The organism is Sorangium sp. So ce590, from assembly GCF_051521365.1.
Classification (GTDB): domain Bacteria; phylum Myxococcota_A; class Polyangia; order Polyangiales; family Polyangiaceae; genus Sorangium.
Genome location: NZ_CP150346.1, coordinates 7,859,704 through 7,881,085, shown reverse-complemented (window position 1 = coordinate 7,881,085; position 21,382 = coordinate 7,859,704). Strand labels below are relative to the sequence as shown.

Genomic DNA, 21,382 nt, shown 5'->3' with positions numbered 1-21,382 from the left:
GGCGGAGCCAGCGCTCACCGCGGCGGCGTTCTGCTCCGTGGAGGTTTGCTCCGACCGGTGAGCCAGTGTTAGCAATCGATCGCAATGGCGCAGAGCTCTGAGGCCCGGGAGAGGAGGGGGGCGCACACGGCGGACGGGGAGGCGCAGCGCGAGCTCACGGTGAGCGAGCCAGCGGACGAGCCGCCCCGCGGCGGCACCGGCGCGGCGGAGGACGGCATCGAGGCCTCCGCGGCGGGTGGACAGGGCGGCCCTGACGAGGGCGGTGGGGCGAACGGCGAAGCGCCGTCGGCGCCGCTGGAGTCGCTGAGCCTGCACGACGGACCGATCCCGCACGCGCCGCTTCCGCCGGTCGCGGGGCCGTGGCGTTCCTACAAGGAGATCCTCGCGACCCTGGCCCAGCGGGTGCTAGAGGCGCAGCGTCCGATCCGGATCCTCCAGGCGCTCCGGTGGGAAGGCGAGGTCGAGGAGCAGTTTTTCCGCTCGAAGCAGCGCGAGCTGCCCAGGGTGACCTACTCGGAAGATCTCGGGTTCGACCCGGCGGCGAAGCAGCGCGAGCTCGAGGAGATCCTCCGCGACGCCGAGCGGGAGCTCGGCAAGCGCGATCGGCTCGGCCAGATCCTCCGCACGACCGCGGACGAGTACAGGAAGGTCGTGACCATGCTCATGGGGCGGGGAACGAAGGCGTTTTACACCCTGTCCCGCGAGCTGTACGGCTCCCCCAAGGACAAGCTGCCCGACGGGAAGACGAGCGTGCGGGACATGGGGTTCGTGCTCTATGATCTCCTGACGGCGATCGGCGGTGAGCGGCTCGGCCCGTCGCAGCAGCGCGAGATCACGGCGGAGATGGCGGCGCTCGAGTTGAATGGCCGCTTCGACCGCTTCTTCGGCGGCGCGTCGATCCGCGTGCAGGTGGACGACACGCTCCTCGCGGACGCCGCCGCTGGCAGCGACTATGTGAAGATCAGGAGCGGCGCGATGTTCTCCAGGAGCGACGTCGACATCCTCGAGGCGCACGAGGGGTGGGTGCACGTCGCGACCAGCCTGAACGGGCAGGCTCAGCCTGTGGCGCGCTGGCTGGCGAAGGGGCCTCCGCGCACCACGGCGGTTCAGGAAGGGCTCGCCGTCCTGGTCGAGATCCTCACCTTCAGGAGCACGCCGCGTCGCGCGAAGAAGCTGAACGACCGCATCCTCGCGGTGGACAAAGCGGAGGACGGGGCGTCCTTCCTCGACGTGTTCGAGTGGTACCGCACCGAAGGGTACGAGGAAGAGGAGTGCTTCCAGAATGCCCGGCGCGTCTTCCGCGGCGGCGTTCTCGCCGGGGGAGCGCCGTTCACGAAGGACGCCTGCTACTGCAAGGGGATTGTCCTCAACTACGCCTTCATGCGCGCTGCCATTCAGCAAGATCGAGCGATGCTCATTCCCTTCCTGTTCGTGGGGAAAGTCGCGCACGAGGACGTCCCTGTTCTCCATGCGCACGTGACCGACGGGATCATCCGCCCGCCCCCGTATCTCCCGCCGCTGTTCGACGACATGAACGGGCTGGCGATCTGGATCTGCTATTCATCCTTCTTTTCTCGCCTCGGCGGGACGGCGCTCGCCGAGCACTACGGCAGGATGCTGGAGCACTGATCGCGCCCGACCCGCGCGCCGCTCCCGGCGGCGCCCGTCTCGACGTGCTCGGTGCTCGCTCAAACGGGCGGCGCGGCGGCTGCCTGCGCGCTCGATCCGGCCGTGTGCGCGTGTGCGATCGCGCGCGTCACCGCGATCCAGAGCCTGCGCCGGATCGCCTCCGGCACCTCGGGGACGAGCCTGGCCGCGCTCATGAGCGCCTCTCCGTCCACCGCTCTTGAGCGCTCCGCGACCGGGAGGCTCAAGGGATCGCGGAGCGCGCGCCGGTCCTCGGCGTTCATGCGCTTCACCGCCACGCGGAAGTCCTCGCGGGCGAGCCGGAGTCGGTTGCGCACCGTGTTCTCGTTCACGTCCAGATCGCGCGCGATGTCGGCGGTCGTCACGTCGAGCAGGTCGTGCATGATCAGGACGACCCGTCGTTCGAGGTCGATCGCTCCCAGCAACCGGCCGACGAGCTGGCCGCTCTGCTCGCGCGCGAGCAGCTGTTCCGAGCTCAAGCCTGGGTCGGCGAGGTCGAACGGCCAGCTCGTCCCCGCGCCGACCGCGATCTCTCGGCGGCGATGGGCTCGCCCGCGGTAGTGGCCTACCTGTCGCCACGCGATGCCGAACAGCCAGCGCTTGAGGGGCTCGCCGAGCGGGATCGCCGTCTGCGGAGCCCTGCGCTCCGAGCTGGGGTTGTGCCCGGAAGGGGGGTGGCCGGCGCGTGCCCCGTCTGTGCTGCGCCTCGGATCGAAGCTTTCCAGGGCGTGATATGCAGCGATCATCACGTCTTGCTGGACGTCGTCGATGTCGCGCTCCGCTACCCCGAGCCAGCGGAGCGCTTGCCGGAGAAACGACAGGCCAACCGTGTACACGGTCTCGAAGCTGGGCCGCTCCAGGAGCGGTACGTGCCCAAGAGGCTCTTGCATGCCTGAACTTACGTGCAGCAATCCCCGTTGATTTGAAAATCGTCAGACCACCCCAGGGAAGCCGTTTATTTGTAATATAAATTACAAATTTGCATGGCACGTGCAGCGCGAGCTCACTTGCCCTGGAACACCGGCTTCCGCTTCTCCATGTATGCGGCGAGCCCCTCGCGAGCGTCCTCCGATGCGAACAGCTCCGCCTGGAGCTCTCGCTCGAGGGCGAGCCCCTGTTCGAGTCCCACCTCGAAGCCGGTCTGCACCGCGCGCTTGATGCGTCCGACCGCCAGGGCCGCGCGATCCGGCAGCGTGAACGTGTGGCTGTACGCGAGGATCCGGACCATGAACTCGTCGTGGGAGGCCGTCTCCCAGACGTCGTTGACCAGGCCGACCGCGAGCGCCGTCTCGAAATCGAACGTCTGGCCCTCGCAGATCAGCTGGATCGCCCGGGATTTGCCGATGAGCCTGGCGAGGCGCTGGGTGCCGCCCGTGCCGGGAAGGACGCCGAGCGCTACCTCCGGGAGGCCGATCTTTCCGGCGTTCTTGCGGGCGATGCGGAGGTCACAGGCCATCGCGATCTCGAGGCCGCCGCCTACCGTGTGACCGTTCAGCGCCGCGATGCAGAGCTTTGGCGTGTGCTCGAGGCGGCTCAGCGTCTCGTTTGCGTGGAGACAGAAGTAGTATTTGAACGTCGGATCCGACTCGCGGAGCATGTTCATGTTCGCTCCGGCGCAGAAGAACTTTTCGCCGTGCCCGGTGATGACGATGACATGTACATCGTTGTCGAAGCGGGCCTCGAGGATGGCCGCGTCGAGGTCCTTCATCATCTCGTGGGTGTACCCGTTGACGGGCGGATCATTGAGGGTAAGCAGCGCGACGCCTGCAGAGGTGGCGTAGTCGACGAGAGCCATGGGCCTCTTTACCAAACCGTCAGAAAAAGCGCTGCCCCCTGGTAGAATGGCGCGAGATTGTGCTACCCCGCAGGGACGTGCTCATGAACGCGCAGGACGTGCGGCAGAAGTTAAAAGAACTCATGGTCGAGGAGCTGAACCTCGAGGGGAAGACGCCGGCCGACATCGACGACGCCGCGCCGCTGTTCGGCGAGGGGCTGGGCCTCGATTCGCTGGACGCGCTCCAGCTCGCCATGAGCGTGGAGGAGCGCTTCGGCGTCCGCATCCCGGAGGGCGACGAGGCGAGGCCGATCTTCGCATCGGTGGACGCGCTCGTGGCCCACATCCTCAAGTCGACCGCGGCCGCGTGATCCCGCCGCAGAGAGCCGTTCGAGCGTGCGAATCTGGGTGACGGGCATCGGGGTCGTCTCGCCTCTGGCGCGCGGGGCGAGGGCGACGATGGACCGGCTCGTCGCAGGAGACCGGGCCTTCGCGCCGCTCTCCTTGTTCGAGATCCCCGGGACGCGCGCGCGCATCGCCGCGGAGGTCCGCGATCTCTCCGCCGAGGAGGTCGCTCCGCCGGGCGAGGCGGAAGGGTGGTCTCGAACCGACGCGATGGCCGTGCTCTCGGCCCGCGAGGCGCTCGCACACGCGGGCGTCGACCCCGGGGTCATGCCGGTCGACCTGGTGGTCGGCGGGACGACCGCCGGGATGTTCGAGACGGAGGAGCTGCTCGCCTGGCTCTCGCACGATCCCAGCGCGATCGCTCCCTTGAAGCGGATGCTCTCGCACCCGCTCTCGTCGACGGCCGATCACGTCCGCGCCGTCGTCGGCCCGTTCCGCCGGGTGAGGAGCGTTTGCAGCGCCTGCTCGAGCGGCGCCAATGCCGTCTTGCTGGGCGCGGCCTGGCTCCGCGCCGGCCTGTCCACCCGCGTGCTCGCGGGCGGCGCCGACGGCCTGTGCCGGCTGACGTACACCGGCTTCGGCGCCCTCGCGGCCGTCGATCCGGAGCCGTGCCGCCCGTTCGATCGGCGGCGCGCCGGGCTGAACCTGGGCGAGGCTGCGGCGTTCCTGCTGCTCGAGTCGGAGGATGCCGCGCGCGCGCGGGGAGCGGAGCCCATCGTCGAGCTCCGCGGATGGGCGACCGGCGCCGAGGCGCATCACATCACGAACCCCGAGCGCGAGGGGCGCACCGCCGCCCGCGTCATGCGCGACGCGCTCCGGTGCGCGGCCCTCTCGCCGTCGGATCTCGACTACGTCAACGCGCACGGCACCGCGACGCCGCTGAACGACGTCATGGAGAGCGCCGCCCTGCGCGCCTGTCTCGGCGCCGAGGTGAGCCGCATCGCCGTCTCGTCGTCCAAGGGGCAGATCGGGCACACGCTCGGCGCTGCGGGCGCGGTCGAGGCGGCGATCACCGCCCTCGCCGTCGCGCGCAGCGTGATGCCGCCGACCGGGGGGCTCGAGGAGGTCGACCCGGCGTGCCAGCTCTTGCACCTCAAGGAGGCGCGCGAGGCGCCCATCCGGGCGGCGATGTCGAACTCCTTCGGCTTCGGCGGCACGGACAGCGTGCTCGTGTTCGCGCAGCCCGATCGGTTTCCGCCGCCGCTCGGCGTCGGCAGCGCGCCTGTGCGGCGCTCGGTCGTCGTGACGGCGGCCGCGACGATCGGTCCGCTCGGCGTCCTCGCGTCCCGCGGCGGCGCCGCGTACCTCGAGCCCGGCCCTCCGCCACCCGAGGGCCCCATCGCCTTCAACACGGGCGCGCACCTCGATCTCGCGCGCGCGAGGCGGCTCGATCGCGCCGGCCGCCTGACGACGGCCGCGATCCTCACGGCGATCTCGGATGCCGGCCTCGGCGGCGCGGCTCAGGGCGATGCCGGCGCGGGAGACCCGGCGGCTGACGTCGCGCCGAGCCGCACCCTGCCCGGCGCCATCGTCGGCGCCTCCTTCGGCAGCGTCGACGCCTCGACCGCCTACATGCGGCGCATCTACGACAAGGGGGCGAAGTACGCGAGCCCCGCCGATTTCCCGAACCTGGTCCCCTCGTCACCGGTCGGGCACGCCTCCATCTACCTGGGCCTCCGCGGGCCAGTGTTCGCCATGGCCGATCTCGGCGCGACCGCGGAGGCGGCCATGGTCACGGCCATCGAGCTCATCACCGCCGGGGAAGGGGAGGTGCTCGCCGCCGGCAGCGTCGAGGAGGCGAGCCCCATGGTCGAGCGGTGCCTCGGTCCGATCTGCTCGCAGGTCGCCAGCTGCGGCGTGCGCAGCGAGGGCGCCGCCGTGCTGCTCTTCGAGAGCGCCGCGCGGGTGCGCGAGCGGGGGGCGCGCCCGGTGGCGACGGTGGCCTGGTGGAGCTCCTGGCGCGGCGACGGCGCGGGGATGCTCGCGGGAGCGCCGGCGCCGGCGCCCCCCGGCCCTCCCGAAGAGGTCGGGCAGCGCGTGCAGCCCAGCGTCCCGACGCCCGCCGCCGTGTTCGTCGGGCGGAAGGCGGAGCGCATCGTCGCCTGCCTGCGGGGCTCGCCGTGGGCCGAGGTGCCGTGCTCCACGCTGGCGCCGCGCGCAGGGGATCACGAGGGCGCTGGCGGGTTCGCTGCTGCTGCGGCGGTCGCGGCGCTCGCGAGCGGCGCCCTCGCGAGCGTGCTCATCGTGGGCGGCGCACCCGACCGCGGATACGCCATCCTGCTTGTCGCTCCCGGCGACGCGTGACGACATCGCTGCCTGCGCCCGGCCGTCGTGTGCGCCGCCCCGTGAGCGCTGTGTGCCTCCTGCTCTCGCTCGCGTGCGCCCCCGCCTGCGCCGCCAACGTCGCGCGGCGCGGCGGCCCGCTCGACGCCGAGTTCGCGCGGATGCTGCCTCTCCCGTCGCCGGGCACGTCCGCCGCGCGGCCCGACCGATCGGCGTGGCGCGAGGGGCGAGAGCGCCTCGCAGATCTCCGCCGCGAGGTCGAGGGGGCCGGCCCGCGCACGCTCCGCGTCCGCCTGGCGTTGCGGGAGCCGCGCACCGGCCAGGTGCTCGAGGCCCGCGGCGCGATCGCGATCGCGCCGCCAGCGATCGACGGGAGCCCCCCCGCGGCGGGTAGCGCGGTCCTCGAGCCGGAGGGCGCGCTCCGGATGATCCTCCTCGGGCCAGGCGGCACCACCGCGCTCGATCTATGGGCACGCGGCGACCGCTTCCGCTTCGCCGTCCCCGCGCTCGATCTGCTGAAGCGCGGCGATGCCGCGACGCCACGGGCATCGCTCCGCGGCCTGCCGGTAGATTTCCTGCGCTGGTGGATGCTCCACCCGGCAGCGGGGACGCTGCTCTGGTACGAGCGCGCCGCGAGCACGGCCGCCTTCGTCCTGCGCGACGGCGACGCCGTGATCGATCTGAGGATCAACGAGCGCGGCTTGATCGGCGCGCGCCGCACGACGTGGTCGGCGGAGGGCGCGCGCCGGCGCCGGCTCGATGAGGAGATCGTGATCGCCGAGGGCATGGGCTGCGGCCACGTGCGCTACGCGCAGGCATCGACCGGGCTGCTCGTCACGGTGATCTGCGAGGCCGAGGAGCGGGACCGCGCGCCGGATCCGCGCGCCTTCGTCGATCCCGATGCGATCGGGCCGGGGGACGACTCATGAGCGATGCCTGCGTCATCGCTTCGGGCGCTGTCTCCGCGCTCGGCCTCGGCCCTCTCGCCTACCGCGTCCCCGACGCTGGCGAGTCCGCGCCCGTCGCGATCGCGCGCGACGAAGGGCTCGTGCGCGCCGGTCTCCTGCGGCCCTTCGCCGCTCGCGCGCCCGCAGCGCTCGGCGTCGCTCCGGGGACCGATCGCGCCACCGATCTCCTGAAGGCCGCGCTCTCGCAGACGCTCTCGGCGCTGGAGGGCGTGCGCCCGGGCTGGCGGGGCGAGCGCATCGGCATCGCCCTCGGCACGTCCAGCGGCGGCATGCTCACCGCAGAGCGGTTCTTCGCTGCCCGGGCCGAGGGGGCCGACGCCGCCTCGCGCGCCGCGCTGGCCTCGGGCGCGACCTATTTCGCGCCGTTCAACGATGCGCTCGCCGCGTTCGGGCTGGAGCGGACCCCGCGGCGCACGCACCTGCTCGCCGCGTGCGCCGCGAGCACCCTGGCCATCGGCCTCGGCCTCCGCTGGCTCGATCGCGACGCCTGCGATCTCGTGCTCGCCGGCGGCTACGACGCCCTCAGCACCTTCGTCGCCGCCGGCTTCGAGGCGCTCCGCGCGACGACGGCGTCCAGGTCGCGGCCCTTCCGCCTCGGCCGTGACGGCATGGCGCTCGGCGAGGGCGCGGCCGTCGTCGCCCTCGTCCGCGAGGATCGCCGCCGCGGCGCCCCGGTGATGGTTCGCGTCGCCGGCTTCGGCGCCTCCACGGACGCGGTGCACATCACCGCCCCGGATCGGACGGGCTCGGGGCTCATGCGCGCCGGCGCCGCGGCGCTCGCCGACGCCGGGTGGCCTGCTTCGCGCGTCGGCCTCGTCAGCGCCCACGCGACGGCGACGCCGTACAACGACGCGATGGAGTCGCGCGCGATCGCCGCGCTGCTCGCGACGCCCTGCCTCGCGGAGGGCTCGGGCGAGCCGCCGGGCGCCCGTCTCCCTCCGCCCGTGGTCCACCCGTTCAAGGCGCAGATCGGACACACGCTCGGGGCCGCGGGCGTGCTCGAGACGCTCTCGGCCGCGGCTGCCCTCGCGGCGTCCATCGCCCCGCCGGCGGCGTCCGAGGGCGAGCTCGATCCCGACGCTCCGGCCCTCCTGCTCGAGCGCGCCGAGCCTCGCCCGCTCGCTGCGGCGCTCAAGCTCTCGGCGGCCTTCGGCGGCGCCAACGCCGCGCTCTTGCTCACGTCCTGCGCGAGCGGTCGAACGCCGCGGCGCGCTCGCCCCGTGTACCTTCGCGCAGAGGCGCGCGTGACGGGCTTCGATCTCGCGCGCCTCGCCGAGGCGACCGGCATCGCGCGCGACCGCCTCGCGCGCCTCGACGCGCTCTGCCGTCTCGGGCTGACCGCGGTGGCGGCCCTCGCCGGCGTCGTCGGCGCCGACTCGTTGCGGGGCGCCGGCATCGTCGCGGGCCATGCGCTCGCGACGATCGACACAAACGATGTCTACGACGCCCGCCGTCGCGCGCGCGGCGCCCGTTTTGTCGAGCCGCGCCTCTTTCCCGCCACGTCGCCGAACGCGATCGCGGGCGAGTGCGCCATCGCGTACCAGCTCACCGGGCCGAGCTTCGCGGTCGGCGCCGGGCTCGGCGGCGCGCTGGAGGCGCTCCGCGCCGCGGCAGAGCTCGTCGCGTCCTCCGACGCCGATCGCATGGTCGTCGTCGCGGCCGACGACGCGGGGCCGGTCGCGCGCGAGCTGCTCGGCCTCACCGGCGCGCAGCACCGCGCGCTCGCCTGCGGCGCCGTCGCGCTCCTCCTCCAGGCGGCTCCCGGCGACGCCGGGCAGGCGGCATCCGGCGATGCCGGGCGCCTGCGCCAGGTCGAGCTCGACCTCCCTGTCGACCACGAGGGGCCGGTCGGTCATCTCGCCCTCCTCCGCTGGCTCGATGAGCACGGGTAGCGGGTACGCCCGTCCGTGTCATCCGCCGTGGTCCTGATCGCTTCGCTTGCCGATCTGCACCTCGATCTGGCAAGGTCCCCCGGCTGGAATCAGCCACTTCCCCTGAGCGTTGTCCTGCCCGCGTATGCTCTGCCGCCAAACAAAAGCTGTCGCCTCGTTCCTCGTCGTCGCTTCGACCGTCCTCGCCGGCTGCGCGACCCACTACATCCCGAACACGGACGTCGAGGACAACGACGAGAACCGCAAGATCATCTCGTTCTGCGAGAAGTACCGCAACGCGGTGGAGAGCAAGAACGTCGGTGCGCTGCTCCAGCTCGCCTCGCCCAAGTACTACGAGGACGGCGGCAACATCGACGCGGCGGACGACCTCGATTACGCCGGCCTGCGCGAGTACCTCACCGGCAAGTTCCAGGAGGCGCGCGCCATCCGCTACGAGATCCGCTACCGGCGCGTCCTCAGGGAGGATGACCTCATCTTCGTCGACTACACCTTCAGCGCCAGCTACCGCATCCCGGGTCGCAAGGGCGAAGAGTGGCGCCGCAAGGTGGACGACAACCGCCTCGAGCTGGTGGAGCACCAGGACGAGTTTCGCATCGTCGCGGGGATGTAGCCGCTCGGCCGCTGCCCTGCGGCGCCGTCGAGCGACGCAGGGGGCGGAGCTAGTTCAGCGCGCTCTTCGATGAGGGGGCATCGAAGACGCCCTTCTCCTTCGCGGCGGCGAGCACGCGGAGCGCCGTGCGGTAGCCGCGCAGGACGAGCGGCTTCGCGGCGAACCGGTTCATGTAGCTGTATCGGCCGATCGCGGGCGCCACGTCGAGGAAGGTGACGTTCGGGTAGAGCTTCGAGAGGAGCTCGACGCCGCGGCGCTCCTTCTCGGCCAGGAGGATGCTGAGCGACTGCCGGACGACGCCGGGCGCGCCGCTCCTCGCGATCGAGCGCTGCGACTCGTCGCGCTCCTCGGGGCGGTAGATGTTGGAGATGATCACGATGTTCGCGCCAGCGTTCACGGCCACGTCGGCGGAGAGCGTCCGGATCACCTCGCCGCTCAGGTGATAGCGGCCATTGATGCGATAGGGCCGGAACAGGCCGGGCACGCAGCAGCTCGCGGCCACCGCCTGGCTGATCGGCGTGGCCTCGTCATAGCCCGGGCCGAACACGACGCGCTTGGCGCTGTCCACGTCGACCGCCGTCACGTAGACCGCGTGCGGCAGCTGCCGGAAGTCGTTGATCGGCAGCGTCCGGCGCACGTAGCGCTCGAGCCGATCGATCGAGAACACCCCCGAGCAGAGGTACCCCGGGTCGAGCAGATCGCGCAGCGCGGGCGCTCCGAAGAAGCTCGACACGTGGAGGCGAGGTCCGCGGTGACGCCGTCTCCACGGGAGGCGGTAGGCGTCGAGCAGCACATCGAGCGGGATGTCCTGCCCGTACGTCGCGCTGACCAGCGCGCCAGCCCCCGCGCCCACGTAGATCTCTGGATGGATCCCGAGCTCCTCGCAAGCCTTCAGCACGCCGAGGTGCGCCAGACCTCGCGCTGCCCCCCCGGAGCCAACGAACGCGATCTTGAGGCGGCTCATCGAGCCCTGATCTTGTCGGAGATGTGGCACAAGCGCAAAGCCTACTGTAACTGGAAATCCTCGAGCAGCCGATAGATCTTGAATCTCGGTCCGTCTCGCCGCAGCCAGACCACGAGCTCGTCGCCGAGCAGCCGATCCGCCGCGATCCGAGCCGTCATGATCGGCACGCGGATCACGATGTCCTGGTCGTCGAGCGTCTCGGGCTGGATCGCTGGGTGTTGCGGCGTCGCGAGCACGTCCTCCGCCCGGAAGATCTGGAGCTCCGATTCCCGGTAGACCGGCTCTCCGGCGAGCTTTCCATACTCGAGCCGCCGGAACCGCTGCTCCCACCAGAGCCCGGCGCTCGGCGGCTGCCCCGATCCGCTGGAGCCGGTGTGGATCGCGAGGGCATCGCGCGTCAGCAGCTCGCCCAGGGCCTCGCTGTCCTCGGCGATGATCCGCTTGAAGAACTCGGCCACGACGTCCAGCGCCAGGCCGACGCCGAGCGGCGTCCGGAGGGTCACGACGCTGTCGCTGGCGTCTGCCTGGTTCGCGGGTTCCGGTGGAGCGCTCGCCGGATCGATCGCCACGCCGTCCGGGCGGCGACGCTCGTCGGGGAGCTCGGAAGCGGCGGGAAACGCGGCCGTTCCTCCGAATCCGCACCCCAGGAGGGATGAGCCGATGAGCACGGCGATGAGCAGCGAAGGGAGCGCCGGCGGCGCTTGCGAGGCGTCGGAGACGCCGGCCGGCCATGCATGCACCCCGGCCCCCTGCGGGCCATGGGGGCGGTCAGATCGGCTCGATCGCTGGAGCATCGGCGCGCGTGAACGTCACGATCGCACGCTCGCCGACGTCGGTCCACCCCGCGGGGGCCTGGTCGTCGTCGAAGTCCGACGCGACGAGCGTCAACCGGCTCGCGGCGTAATCGGGCATGCGCATCCGGCCGAGGCCGCCGTCGCTCAGGAGCCGCTCCATGTCGTCGCTGCCCTGGTAGATGCGGTACGCCATCGGCGTGCCGCCGTGGGCCGCGAGCAGGTACTCCGGGTTCGTGACCACGATGTTCATCGCGCTCGGTCCGGCCCCTTCCTCCGCGCAGAGCCGATCGACGAGCGATACGGAGGACCGGAGGGCCGCCCGCGCGCTCGCCGCGTCCACGTTGGGCCGATCAAGCTGGCCGCTGTCGTGGAGGAACGACAGGAACAGGTGGAAGAGGATCTCGCTGTCCGTCTCGCCGCGGACGTCGCGCTGGAGAAACTGCGGCAGCGAGTCGCTCAGCTGGCTCCGCAGTCGGGCGAACCCTTCGACCGTGCCCGTGTGGGCGAACAGCCACTGCCGGTAGCGGAACGGGTGCGTGTTCTCGGTGCGCAGGCTGCCGACCGTCGCAGCCCGGACATGCGCCACGAGGATGTCGGCGCGCACATCCTTGGTCATGTCGACCAGGCTGATCTCGGGTCGATCGTCGATCGGCCGGCGCTTGAGGAGAATCTCTCCTCCCTGGTAGAAGCCGACGCCCCAGCCAGGGATCACGCCCTCCTTTCGCCGAACCGTGAGGGCACGGTCTTCAAGCTCGATCGCACGCGCGCCGAGATCCGGACGGTTACCGATAAAGCCGACGAGACGAGCCATAGCTTTGTCCTCGCGAGTTGGGCCGGGGGCGGGGGCAGGGTCCGGCTCGCCGGTAGAGCGCTCCCTCATCTGCAAGCAGGGGTGGCTCCGTCGGTCGGCCGAGTGAGCGTGGGTCGCGGGTTGCGCCCTATGCTTTCTTGATACGACAGAGTCGCCGTGCAAGCGGAGCAAAAACGGATCCCCGGCGGCGACGCTGGTCGCGGGCACGGCTTGACCACACTGCCCGCCGCTCGTTCTCATTGTGCCGGTGCCGCCGGTGCCGGTCGCGTTACCTCTTACTCACGCTCCTCGCACGGCGCGCTCCTACCTGCCGCTCCTTCCCCGTGCCGCTCCTTCCCGCTGCCGCTCCTTCCCCGTGCCGCTCCTTCCCGCTGCCGCTCCTTCCCCCGCGAGCGGCTAGCCTCGTCTGCTCTGCTCTACGCGTCGGCTCATCGCGTCGAGGCCGTGGCGCATCGCGCCGTGGCGCGCGTCCAGCAGCGCTCGGCCGCCCCGCCGGTAGCTCGCTCTGGCCGCGCGACGTGCGGCCGGCACAGGCGGCTGCTGCACCGCGGGCCGCTGCGCAGCGGCAGCTGTGCATGCGCGGCCTTCGGAGCGGAGCGCGCGGCCAGGACCCGAGGAGCAGCCCCGGGCGGCGCGCGAGGGGCGGCAGGGCGGCGGCCAGACATACGGTCAGGAGCTCTGACGCGCGGCACTAAGGCGAGAGCCGATTCAGCATACGCGGGAACGGGATTGTCTCGCGCACGTGGGGCAGGCCGCAGATCCAGGCGACGCTCCGCTCGACACCCAGCCCGAAGCCCGCATGCGGGAAGGTGCCATACCGGCGCAGATCCAGGTACCAGCTGAACGCCTCGGGGGGCAGCTGATGCGTCTCGATTGCCCGCTCGAGTGTGGCGAGATCGTCCTCGCGCTGCCCGCCCCCGATCACCTCACCATAGCCCTCGGGGGCCAGGACATCGACGCAGAGGGCGAGCCGGCTGTCCGTCGGATCGCGCTTCATGTAGAAGGCTTTCACCTGGGCCGGATAACGGTGGATCATGACGGGGCGATCATACCGGCTGGAGATGATCGTCTCGTCCTCGCCGCCGAGATCCTCGCCCCAGGGAAAGTCTGGAATTTCAGACTCTGCCGCTGTCTTACGTTTCTCCACGCGCGCCTCGTTCAGGAGGGCGACGGCCTCGTCGTAACGAATGCGCGGGAACGGCTTCTTGACGGACTCGAGCTTCGTGACGTCGCGCTCGAGCACGGAGAGCTCGGGCCGGCGCCGCTCGAGGACGCGCTCGACGATGAAGCAGAGGAAGTCTTCCGCGAGGTCCATATCCCCCTCGAGGTCCATGAACGCGACCTCGGGCTCGACCATCCAGAACTCGGCCAGATGGCGGCGGGTCTTCGACTTCTCCGCGCGGAACGTGGGGCCAAAGCAGTACGCTTTCCCGAACGCGGCCGCCGCTGCCTCCATGTAGAGCTGCCCCGACTGGGTGAGGTACGCCTTGTCGCCGTGGTAGTCGGTCTGGAAGAGCGTGCTCGTCCCCTCGCAGGCGTTCGGCGTGAAGATGGGCGCGTCGACAAGCGTGAACCCTCGCCCGTCGAAGAAGTCGCGGATGGCCTGGATGATGGTGTGACGCACGCGCAAGATCGCGTGCTGCCGCCTCGATCGCAGCCAGAGGTGGCGGTGATCCATGAGGAAATCGGTCCCGTGCTCCTTCGGGGAGATGGGGTACTCGCCCGTGGTGGGGCCGAGCAGGCGGAAGCCGGACGCGACGACCTCGACCACCCCGGCGCGCTTCGGGTGCGCCTTCACCTGACCCGTGACCTCGATCACGCTCTCCTGGGTCACCCTGTCCGCCGCCGCGAAGACCTCGTCGCCGACGTCGCTCTTCGCCATCACGCACTGGACGGTGCCGAAGCCGTCGCGGAGCTCGAGGAAGTGGAGCTTGCCGCTTGAGCGCTTGTTGTAGAGCCATCCGCGGAGCACGACCCTGCTGTCGACGTGCTCGCTGAGGTCGCTGGTAGCGATGACGGGCGAGTCCTGCATGGGGGCCCGAAATAGCACGGTTTAGTTGCGGCTGACGCCGGCACCGGCCAAAAATGGCGCCATCGTGGCCTTCCAAAAGCGTCGCGCGCTCTGTGCGCTTGCGTTGTCCAAGCTGCTCGCCGCAGGGAGCATCCTGCTCGCCGCAGGTGGCTGCTCGTTCCTCTACCCGGAGCTCGCGACCCGGCTCCACGAGCCCCCTCCAGGGCAGGAGCTGCATCCTCCGCCGCCTGAGGACGTGCGGTGGCTCCGGATCGTCCAGGCCAGGATTCCAGAGCGCACGCGGGACGGTCGAGCCTGGGATCCAGAGGCGGGCGGCCTCCCCGACCCCTATGTCCGCGTCCTGCTCAACGGCGAGGAGATCTTTCGGACCAAGGTGCAAGCGGACACCCTGGACCCGACGTGGCCCGGCGGTCCCAGCGGAAATTTCCATATCTCGCCCGAGGATCGGCTCCGCGTGGAGGTCTGGGAGTCGGACGCGCTCTTCGACACGCCGATCGGGGTGCGCGACATCGGCCGGCCGACCGATGCGCAGCGCGCCGCCGCGGAGATCGAGGTCGAGCTCGACGGGGGCGGCTGGCTCACGCTGGCGTTCGAGCCGGCCCACGCCAAGCTCGGCCTCGGCTTCTGGTACGAGCTGCACTCGGGCTCCGCGTTCATCTCGCGGACCGTGGAGGGGGGGCCCGCCGAGCGCGCCGGGCTCCGCAAGGGCGACGAGGTGCTCGAGATCGCGGGGCGGCCCGTGCGGCGCCTGTCGGTCGCCGCGATCCGGGGCGTGTTCGACGCCGCGCCGCGCGCCGGGCTCGTGCTCCTGGTCAAGCACACAACAGGCGCGACCGAGCGGCTCAGGGTCCACGAGGGGCCCATCTATCCCCTGTTCGATCGCTTCTCTGCCGGCGAGTAAAGGAGCCAGCGCACCGTGAAGATCCCGCCGTTCGGGCTCACCACCCGGGAGATCCGCGAAGAGCTCGCCCCCCTGCGGAATGACTTCTCGATCGCCGTCTGCCGCGCGAAGAACCCGTTCAACATCGGCGCCATCATCCGCGTCGCGCACTCCTTCCTGGTGCGGGAGATCTTCCTGATCGGGACCGAGCCCTATTACGAGCGCGCCTCGATGGGCATGCAGAAGTACGAGACCCTCGTCGAGTGCCCCGACGAGGCGACCTTCCTCGAGGCGGCGCGCGGCCGCCCCCTCATCGGCGTCGAGCGCGATCACGCGCGGCGGACCCTCTGGGAGGCGCCGTTGCCCCACGGGCTCGTCTTCCTCTTCGGCAGCGAGGACGACGGGCTGCCGCCGGTGCTGCTCGACGCGTGCGAGGACGTGATCGCGATCCCCATGTACGGGATCAACCACTCGTACCCGGTGGCGATCGCCGCAGGCATGACCCTGTGCGAGTGGGCGCGGCGGCGCGACCCGCGCGGCGGCGTGAGCCGCGCCGGCGGCTGAGCCGCGCCGGGCGGCTGAGCCGCGGGTGGCTGAGCCGCGGGTGGCTGAGCCGCGCCGCCGCGCGGTGTCCGCGCGGGGCGAGGGGCCGCTACTCGCGGAAGCGCTCGAAGACGAGGAGCTCGCCGAGGAGGTCGTGATCGAGCGTCCCGGCGGGGCGCATCCCGAGCTTCTCGATCACCCGGAGCGACGCGCGGTGCCAGGCCGGCGTGGTGGCGATCACGCGCCTCACGCTCGCCTGCTGCAGCGTCCAGCGCAGGACGGCGCGCGACCCCTCGGTCGCGTAGCCCTGTCCCTGGGACCTGCCCTCGACGCCGTAGCCGATCTCCACCGTGCCGGTCGCGTCGGGCCGGCCGTTCAGCACCACGCTGCCCACGACGACGCGCTCTTCTTGCCCGCGCGTCACCATCAGCCGCGTGCCCCACAGGAAGGCGTCCGGATCCTCGCGCAGCCGGTCGAGGGGTGAGCTGAAGGCGCGCTCGACGAGCGCGCGCCCGGGCCAGGCGTCGGGGAAGCGCGCCCCCGAGATCGCCTCAGCCTCGAGGCGATCTCCGCGGATGACCGCCTCGAGCAGGGGCAGCGAGACCGGGGTCAGATCTAGGCGCTCGGTAGTCAGGGTGCTCATCGCGAACCTGCGCGGATCAGATCACGCGTCGCGGCCTGCCGGAAGTCGAAATGGCGAAGGGCCGACTTCCCCAGGAGGAAGCCGGCCCTCGCCCGCGGGGCTAGCTGCCCGCGCCGCGATCAGAAGTCGTGGCCGTGGCCCGCGTGGGCCCCGCCGGCCGCCGCCTTCTCGTCCTTCGGCCGCTCGGCGATGAGCGCCTCCGTGGTGAGCATCAGGCTGGCGACGCTGGCCGCGTTCTGGAGCGCCGACCGGACGACCTTGACCGGATCGATGACGCCCATCTCGAGCAGGTTGCCGTAGGTGCCCGACGCCGCGTTGTAGCCGAACGAGTCCTTGCCCTCGCGCACCTTCTGCACGACGATCGAGCCCTCCTCGCCGGCGTTGGCCGAGATCTGGCGGAGGGGCTCCTCGATGGCGCGGCGGATGATGTTCACGCCGAACCGCTGCTCGTCGTTGACCTGGATCTTCTCGAGCGAGCTCTGCGCGCGGATGAGCGCGACGCCGCCGCCCGGGACGATGCCCTCCTCGACGGCCGCGCGGGTCGCGTGGAGCGCGTCCTCGACGCGGGCCTTCTTCTCCTTCATCTCGGTCTCGGTCGCAGCGCCGACCTTGACCACCGCGACGCCGCCCACGAGCTTCGCGAGCCGCTCCTGGAGCTTCTCGCGGTCGTAGTCGCTCGTGGTGTTCTCGATCTGGGCGCGGATCTCCTGCTGCCGGGCCTTGATCTTGTCCTTCTTGCCCTGGCCGCCGACGATCGTGGTGTTGTCCTTGTCGATGATGACCGTCTTGGCGCGGCCGAGATCGCTGATCGTGACGTTCTCGAGCTTGAGGCCGAGCTCCTCCGCGATCACCTGACCGTCCGTCAGGGTCGCGATGTCCTTCAGCATCTCCTTGCGGCGATCGCCGAAGCCCGGCGCCTTCACGGCCGCGCAGTGCAGCGTGCCGCGGAGCTTGTTCACGACGAGGGTCGCGAGCGCCTCGCCCTCGACGTCCTCGGCGATGATGAGGAGCTGCTTCTGGCTCTTGGCGATCGCCTCGAGCACGGGGAGCAGGTCCTTCATGTTGGAGATCTTCTTCTCCGAGATGAGGATGTAGGCGTCCTCGAGGTTCGCCTTCATGGCCTCGGGGTCGGTCACGAAGTACGGCGAGAGGTAGCCGCGGTCGAACTGCATGCCCTCGACCACGTCGAGCGTCGTGTCGGCGCTCTTGGCCTCCTCGACCGTGATCACGCCCTCCTTGCCGACCTTCTCCATGGCGTCGGCGAGGAGCTTGCCGATCGTCTCGTCGCCGTTCGCGCTGATCGTGCCGACCTGGGCGATCTCCTTCGCGTCCCTCGTCTGCTTGGCCGTGCTGTGGAGGTGCGCCACGATCGCCTCGACCGCCTTGTCGATGCCGCGCTTGATCTCCATCGGGTTGTGGCCGGCCGCGACGAGCTTGGAGCCCTCGCGGTAGATCGCCTGGGCGAGCACGGTCGCGGTGGTCGTCCCGTCGCCGGCGATGTCGCTCGTCTTCGAGGCGACCTCGCGGACCATCTGGGCGCCCATGTTCTCGAAGCGGTTCTCGAGCTCGATCTCCTTGGCGACCGTGACGCCGTCCTTGGTGACCGTCGGCGAGCCGAAGCTCTTCTCGATGACGACGTTGCGCCCCTTCGGGCCGAGGGTGACCTTGACCGCGTCGGCGAGGGCGTTGACGCCCGCGAGGATCATGCTGCGGGCGGACTCGTTGTAGATGATTTCTTTGGCTGCCATGGTGTCTCTCCTAAGTTCCTGCTGTCGCCCGCGTCACTTCTCGATCACGCCGAGGATGTCGTCCTCGCGGAGGATGAGGTGCTCCTCGCCGTCGATCTTCACCTCGGTGCCCGAGTACTTGCCGAAGAGGATGCGATCACCCTCCTTGACGTCGAGCTTCCGCACGGTACCGTCCTCGCCGACCTTGCCGTTGCCGACGGCGATGACCGTGCCCTCGATCGGCTTCTCCTTCGCCGTGTCCGGGATGTAGAGACCCCCTTTGGTCTTCTCTTCTTCCTTCACGCGCTGAACGATCACGCGGTCCTGGAGCGGTCGAATCTTCATCTTGCGAATCCTCCGGGGACGAGCGGCCGCGTCCCTCGAGACGGCAGGACCCAGACAGCCCGCCTGAGCTGCCGCAAGGTCCCATACGATTGCAGTCTGGGCACTTTGCTAGCACTCACCTCAGGAGAGTGCTAGCGAGCGCGCGGAAGATAGCCACCCTCTCCGGGGTGTCAAGCGCGGGCCAGTCCGGCACTTTTCGGGCTAGCAGCCAGGCGCCGGGGTGGCTGTAAACCCTGAAGATCCCAAGGAAAGGTCCGGGGCGTGAGGCTGGGCTCGCTCAGGGCCATCGGCTAAAGTGAGCCTATGAGGGCGGAAATGCGGCAGCAGCGTGACGCGACGCCCTCACGGTCTCCAGCCCGATGGAGGCCGACAGGACGTGTCTGGTTGGCCTGAGCGCGCGGTGGCCCGGGTTACGTCGGTATCCAGGGCGCCCGCGCAGGTGAGGTGCCCCCGTGAGCCAAGCGATCTCTGTGTCCCCGAGCATGACCCGCTACTTTCGAGAGGTTGTGGACGAGGCGCTCCGAGTTCGGAACGTCGCCGCGACCGAGGCGGCGTCGAGTTACCTGGTCGGTCTGCTTTGTGCTTTCGCTCACCCGGACGAGCACGCCGAGTCCGCCTTCAACCAGCCCCTGACCTTTCTCCTGCGCGATGCCCTGGAGGCCTCCGGAGCCGAGCGCTTCCGCCGGCTGCGCAACCTCGGCGACGGCGTTCTCTACGTGGTCGGCTTCTTCGGCGGCCACATAGAGCTCAAGGGCGTCGATCGCGGCTATGTGGTCGGGGTCGGGTCGACCGCCTACCACCATGCCGCCGCTATGCTGCGCCTCAACGCGCGCGTCGGCCAGGGCCCGGATGTTCTTTCGGAGATGGCCGAGAAGTTCGAGCGCTTCGTGAGCGTCTTGAACGATGTGGCCGACGGTACGCTCGCGTCCGGTGCTCGGGACGAGCGCTCGGTGCTCCGGCTGTACGAGCGCTGGGTCCGCACCGGCTCCAGCCGCCTCGCCGAGGAGCTCGGGGCGCGTGGGATCGTGCCGGGCCGTGGGACGGGCGGGCTCAACTGATGCCGGGCGCGACCTTCCCCGGTCGGATCCAGCAGCACCTCGCGCGCACCTACGCGCTCGACGACGCGCCCGCCGTCGACGATTTCATCCGGCCTACGGACGGCAGCGCGCGCGAAGCGCTGCTGATCCGGCACGCGGACGGGGACATCGAGGTGGCGCTGCACCTGCCTCGCCGCGCGATCACGCGGGGGCGAGAGGGGACGTTCGACGAGATCTGCCAGATCGTCGAGGGGGTGAGCCACTTCATCTATGTGGCCGAGCGGGCGCGCAGGGAGCTCCCGACGACCCAGCTCGAGCTCGAGCTCCAGGCCGAGGTGGACAAGTACGTGCTGCTCGTCCACGGCGGTCTGGCCGAGGAGGTGGAGCCTCCGGGCCCGCCGCTCCGGCGCCGCCGCGAGGTCGCTCCACCGGGGCCCGCGTGCTTCGAGCCCGAGCGCGCCGCGCGGATCCGCGCCCACCTGTTCGAGCGCGTCACGTTCATGGATCCCCCGGGCACGGAGACCGGCGATCGCTACCGGATCGCGAACGATCTGGCGGCGCGGTTCGCGGGCCGGCTGGAGGCCGAGTTTGCCCGCCGCGGCCGGCACGCCGAGCTGTTCGCCGCGCTCCGACGCTTCTACGCGGCGGGGCAGACGGAAAAGATAGCCCTCGCGCGAGCCGCTTGATCGCGTCCTCGCCGGCGCTCGGGGTCGTCCTTGGGGGACGCCTCCGAGCGCCCGTCGCGGCCGCGGGCTCGTTCTCTCTTGACCGGTTCGCGCGCACGTACTCTCATCCGCATCCAAGATGCCTTCCGCGAGCATGATGCCGCCCCGTGTGCTGGTGGCCGAAGACGAACCGGCGATGTTGAGCCTCGTTGCGCGTCACCTGAGGAACCTGGGGTTCTCGGTGATCGAGGCCTCCGAGGGCGATTCGGCCTGGGACCTCGCGCGCGAGCACCAGCCGGACCTGGTGATCCTCGACGTGATGATGCCCGGCATGAGCGGCTGGGAAATCTGCAAGCGGCTGAAGAGCGACACGTCCGACGGCCGGCCGTTCGCGAGCACCGGCGTCATCATGCTCACCGGGATCGGCGAGAACCTGAACGAGATGACGTCGCCGCTCTTCGCCGCGGACGCCTGGTTGAACAAGCCGTTCGACTTCGCGGATCTCGATGCGCGGGTGCGCGAGACGCTCGCGCGTTACGCGAAGCAGCTGCCCGAAGCGAACGGCTGCAAGGTCCAGCCGAGCGCAGCAGGCGAGGAGCGCGAGGCGGAGGCGCCGCGCGCGCAGCAACCGTCCGCAGTGCGCGCGACCGGGGCGAAGCAGCCGGCGGCGAACGGCGCTGCGACGACCAAGGCGGCGGCGAAGAAGCCGGCGTCCAAGAAGGCGGGGGCGAAGAAGCAGGCGTCCAAGAAGGCCGCGGCGAAGAGGCCGGCGGCGAAGAAGGCCGCGGCGAAGAGGCCGGCGGCGAAGAAGGCGGCGGCGAAGAAGGCGGCGGCGAAGAAGCCGGCGTCCAAGAAGGCCGCGGCGAAGAAGCCGGCGGCGAAGAGGCCGGCCGCGAGGCAAGCGGCGTCCAAGAAGGCCGCGGCGAAGAAGCCGGCCGCGAGGCAAGCGGCGTCCAAGAAGGCCGCGGCGAAGAAGCCGGCCGCGGCGAAGAAGACAGCCGCCACGAAGGCGGCACCCAAGAAGAAGAAGACGGCGAAGTAAGCCACCCTGGGGCCCGCGCCGCGCGCGCGCCCGGTCACGTCATTCCCAATAGAACGCACGCGTTCGCGCTGCTGGCGCCTGGGCGCAGGGGATCCATCCGGTCGGAAATCGGAGGGAGAGCCCTCACGCACTCTCCGGAGCGCGATCGATGCCGGAAGTCCGCTGAGCGCAGAGGCTGCCCTGCGCGGGAATGATCGGGGTTCGCCGCGCGTCATGCTCTTCACGCGTCGCGCGCAGCCTCCCAGGAACTTTCGGGCGCATGACCCGTCAGCGGGTACAATGCTGCGACGTTTCCTCCTCGAGGGCCCCCGCGGGGGGCG

General features: G+C 70.7%; 20 protein-coding genes. 11 read left to right on the top strand and 9 right to left on the bottom strand.

What is annotated here, in order from left to right:
- The first annotated feature begins 84 nt into the window (after positions 1-84).
- Complete coding sequence (locus WMF28_RS29555; RefSeq protein WP_437596677.1) at positions 85-1,629, top strand: flavohemoglobin expression-modulating QEGLA motif protein; 1,545 nt, start codon at positions 85-87, stop codon at positions 1,627-1,629.
- Between the two features lie 59 nt (positions 1,630-1,688).
- Here the strand turns inward: WMF28_RS29555 and WMF28_RS29550 are convergent, their stop codons facing one another.
- The gene (locus tag WMF28_RS29550) at positions 1,689-2,537 is read right to left on the bottom strand and encodes an RNA polymerase sigma factor (protein ID WP_437596676.1); all 849 of its coding nucleotides are present in this window, start codon (positions 2,535-2,537) and stop codon (positions 1,689-1,691) included.
- A gap of 113 nt (positions 2,538-2,650) precedes the next feature.
- On the bottom strand, positions 2,651-3,442 hold the full coding sequence (locus WMF28_RS29545) for an enoyl-CoA hydratase/isomerase family protein (RefSeq protein WP_437596675.1): 792 nt from the start codon (positions 3,440-3,442) through the stop codon (positions 2,651-2,653).
- 83 nt (positions 3,443-3,525) lie between these two features.
- Here WMF28_RS29545 and WMF28_RS29540 point away from each other — a divergent pair, with 83 nt between their 5' ends.
- From WMF28_RS29540 to WMF28_RS29520, 5 genes are all read left to right on the top strand, one after another.
- Positions 3,526-3,792, top strand: coding sequence for a phosphopantetheine-binding protein (locus WMF28_RS29540; RefSeq protein ID WP_433927994.1), 267 nt, complete (start codon positions 3,526-3,528; stop codon positions 3,790-3,792).
- Between the two features lie 25 nt (positions 3,793-3,817).
- Positions 3,818-6,130: a beta-ketoacyl synthase N-terminal-like domain-containing protein gene (locus WMF28_RS29535; protein WP_437596674.1), complete on the top strand. Its 2,313-nt coding sequence runs from the start codon at positions 3,818-3,820 to the stop codon at positions 6,128-6,130.
- 41 nt (positions 6,131-6,171) lie between these two features.
- Positions 6,172-7,038 carry a hypothetical protein gene (locus WMF28_RS29530; RefSeq protein WP_437596673.1) on the top strand — a complete coding sequence of 289 codons (867 nt, stop codon included), beginning with the start codon at positions 6,172-6,174 and terminating at the stop codon, positions 7,036-7,038.
- Positions 7,035-8,969 carry a beta-ketoacyl synthase N-terminal-like domain-containing protein gene (locus WMF28_RS29525; RefSeq protein WP_437596672.1) on the top strand — a complete coding sequence of 645 codons (1,935 nt, stop codon included), beginning with the start codon at positions 7,035-7,037 and terminating at the stop codon, positions 8,967-8,969. Before WMF28_RS29530 ends, WMF28_RS29525 begins: the two co-directional genes overlap by 4 nt.
- 124 nt (positions 8,970-9,093) lie before the next feature.
- On the top strand, positions 9,094-9,579 hold the full coding sequence (locus WMF28_RS29520) for a hypothetical protein (protein ID WP_437596671.1): 486 nt from the start codon (positions 9,094-9,096) through the stop codon (positions 9,577-9,579).
- Positions 9,580-9,628: 49 nt separating this feature from the next.
- On the opposite strand, the gene WMF28_RS29515 is transcribed toward WMF28_RS29520, so the two are convergent.
- From WMF28_RS29515 to asnS, 4 genes are all read right to left on the bottom strand, one after another.
- Positions 9,629-10,543 (bottom strand): patatin-like phospholipase family protein, encoded by a 915-nt coding sequence (locus WMF28_RS29515; RefSeq protein ID WP_437567525.1) that lies wholly within the window; start codon positions 10,541-10,543, stop codon positions 9,629-9,631.
- 41 nt (positions 10,544-10,584) lie between these two features.
- The gene (locus WMF28_RS29510) at positions 10,585-11,283 is read right to left on the bottom strand and encodes a hypothetical protein (protein WP_437596670.1); all 699 of its coding nucleotides are present in this window, start codon (positions 11,281-11,283) and stop codon (positions 10,585-10,587) included.
- Positions 11,284-11,311: 28 nt separating this feature from the next.
- A complete protein-coding gene (locus WMF28_RS29505; protein ID WP_437478787.1) occupies positions 11,312-12,049 on the bottom strand; it encodes a class II glutamine amidotransferase in 738 nt (245 codons plus the stop codon).
- A 790-nt stretch (positions 12,050-12,839) separates the two neighbouring features.
- Positions 12,840-14,180, bottom strand: a complete 1,341-nt coding sequence (gene asnS / locus WMF28_RS29500) for an asparagine--tRNA ligase (RefSeq protein ID WP_437596669.1) — start codon at positions 14,178-14,180, stop codon at positions 12,840-12,842.
- Positions 14,181-14,283: 103 nt separating this feature from the next.
- On the opposite strand from asnS, the gene WMF28_RS29495 reads away from it, so the two are divergent.
- The gene (locus WMF28_RS29495) at positions 14,284-15,081 is read left to right on the top strand and encodes a PDZ domain-containing protein (protein ID WP_437596668.1); all 798 of its coding nucleotides are present in this window, start codon (positions 14,284-14,286) and stop codon (positions 15,079-15,081) included.
- Between the two features lie 15 nt (positions 15,082-15,096).
- A complete protein-coding gene (locus WMF28_RS29490; RefSeq protein ID WP_437596667.1) occupies positions 15,097-15,624 on the top strand; it encodes a TrmH family RNA methyltransferase in 528 nt (175 codons plus the stop codon).
- A gap of 88 nt (positions 15,625-15,712) precedes the next feature.
- Here the strand turns inward: WMF28_RS29490 and WMF28_RS29485 are convergent, their stop codons facing one another.
- The 3 genes from WMF28_RS29485 to groES form a co-directional block, all read right to left on the bottom strand.
- Positions 15,713-16,246, bottom strand: a complete 534-nt coding sequence (locus WMF28_RS29485; RefSeq protein WP_437478779.1) for a GNAT family N-acetyltransferase — start codon at positions 16,244-16,246, stop codon at positions 15,713-15,715.
- A gap of 119 nt (positions 16,247-16,365) precedes the next feature.
- Positions 16,366-17,994, bottom strand: a complete 1,629-nt coding sequence (groL, locus tag WMF28_RS29480; protein ID WP_437596666.1) for a chaperonin GroEL — start codon at positions 17,992-17,994, stop codon at positions 16,366-16,368.
- Positions 17,995-18,027: 33 nt separating this feature from the next.
- Positions 18,028-18,318 (bottom strand): co-chaperone GroES, encoded by a 291-nt coding sequence (groES, locus tag WMF28_RS29475; RefSeq protein WP_437478775.1) that lies wholly within the window; start codon positions 18,316-18,318, stop codon positions 18,028-18,030.
- 506 nt (positions 18,319-18,824) lie between these two features.
- Here groES and WMF28_RS29470 point away from each other — a divergent pair.
- The 3 genes from WMF28_RS29470 to WMF28_RS29460 all read left to right on the top strand — a co-directional run bounded on the left by WMF28_RS29470 (position 18,825) and on the right by WMF28_RS29460 (position 21,062).
- Positions 18,825-19,376, top strand: coding sequence for a hypothetical protein (locus tag WMF28_RS29470; protein WP_437596665.1), 552 nt, complete (start codon positions 18,825-18,827; stop codon positions 19,374-19,376).
- Positions 19,376-20,041 carry a hypothetical protein gene (locus WMF28_RS29465; RefSeq protein WP_437596664.1) on the top strand — a complete coding sequence of 222 codons (666 nt, stop codon included), beginning with the start codon at positions 19,376-19,378 and terminating at the stop codon, positions 20,039-20,041. Before WMF28_RS29470 ends, WMF28_RS29465 begins: the two co-directional genes overlap by 1 nt.
- 118 nt (positions 20,042-20,159) lie before the next feature.
- Positions 20,160-21,062 carry a response regulator transcription factor gene (locus tag WMF28_RS29460; protein WP_437596663.1) on the top strand — a complete coding sequence of 301 codons (903 nt, stop codon included), beginning with the start codon at positions 20,160-20,162 and terminating at the stop codon, positions 21,060-21,062.
- Positions 21,063-21,382 lie beyond the last annotated feature (320 nt).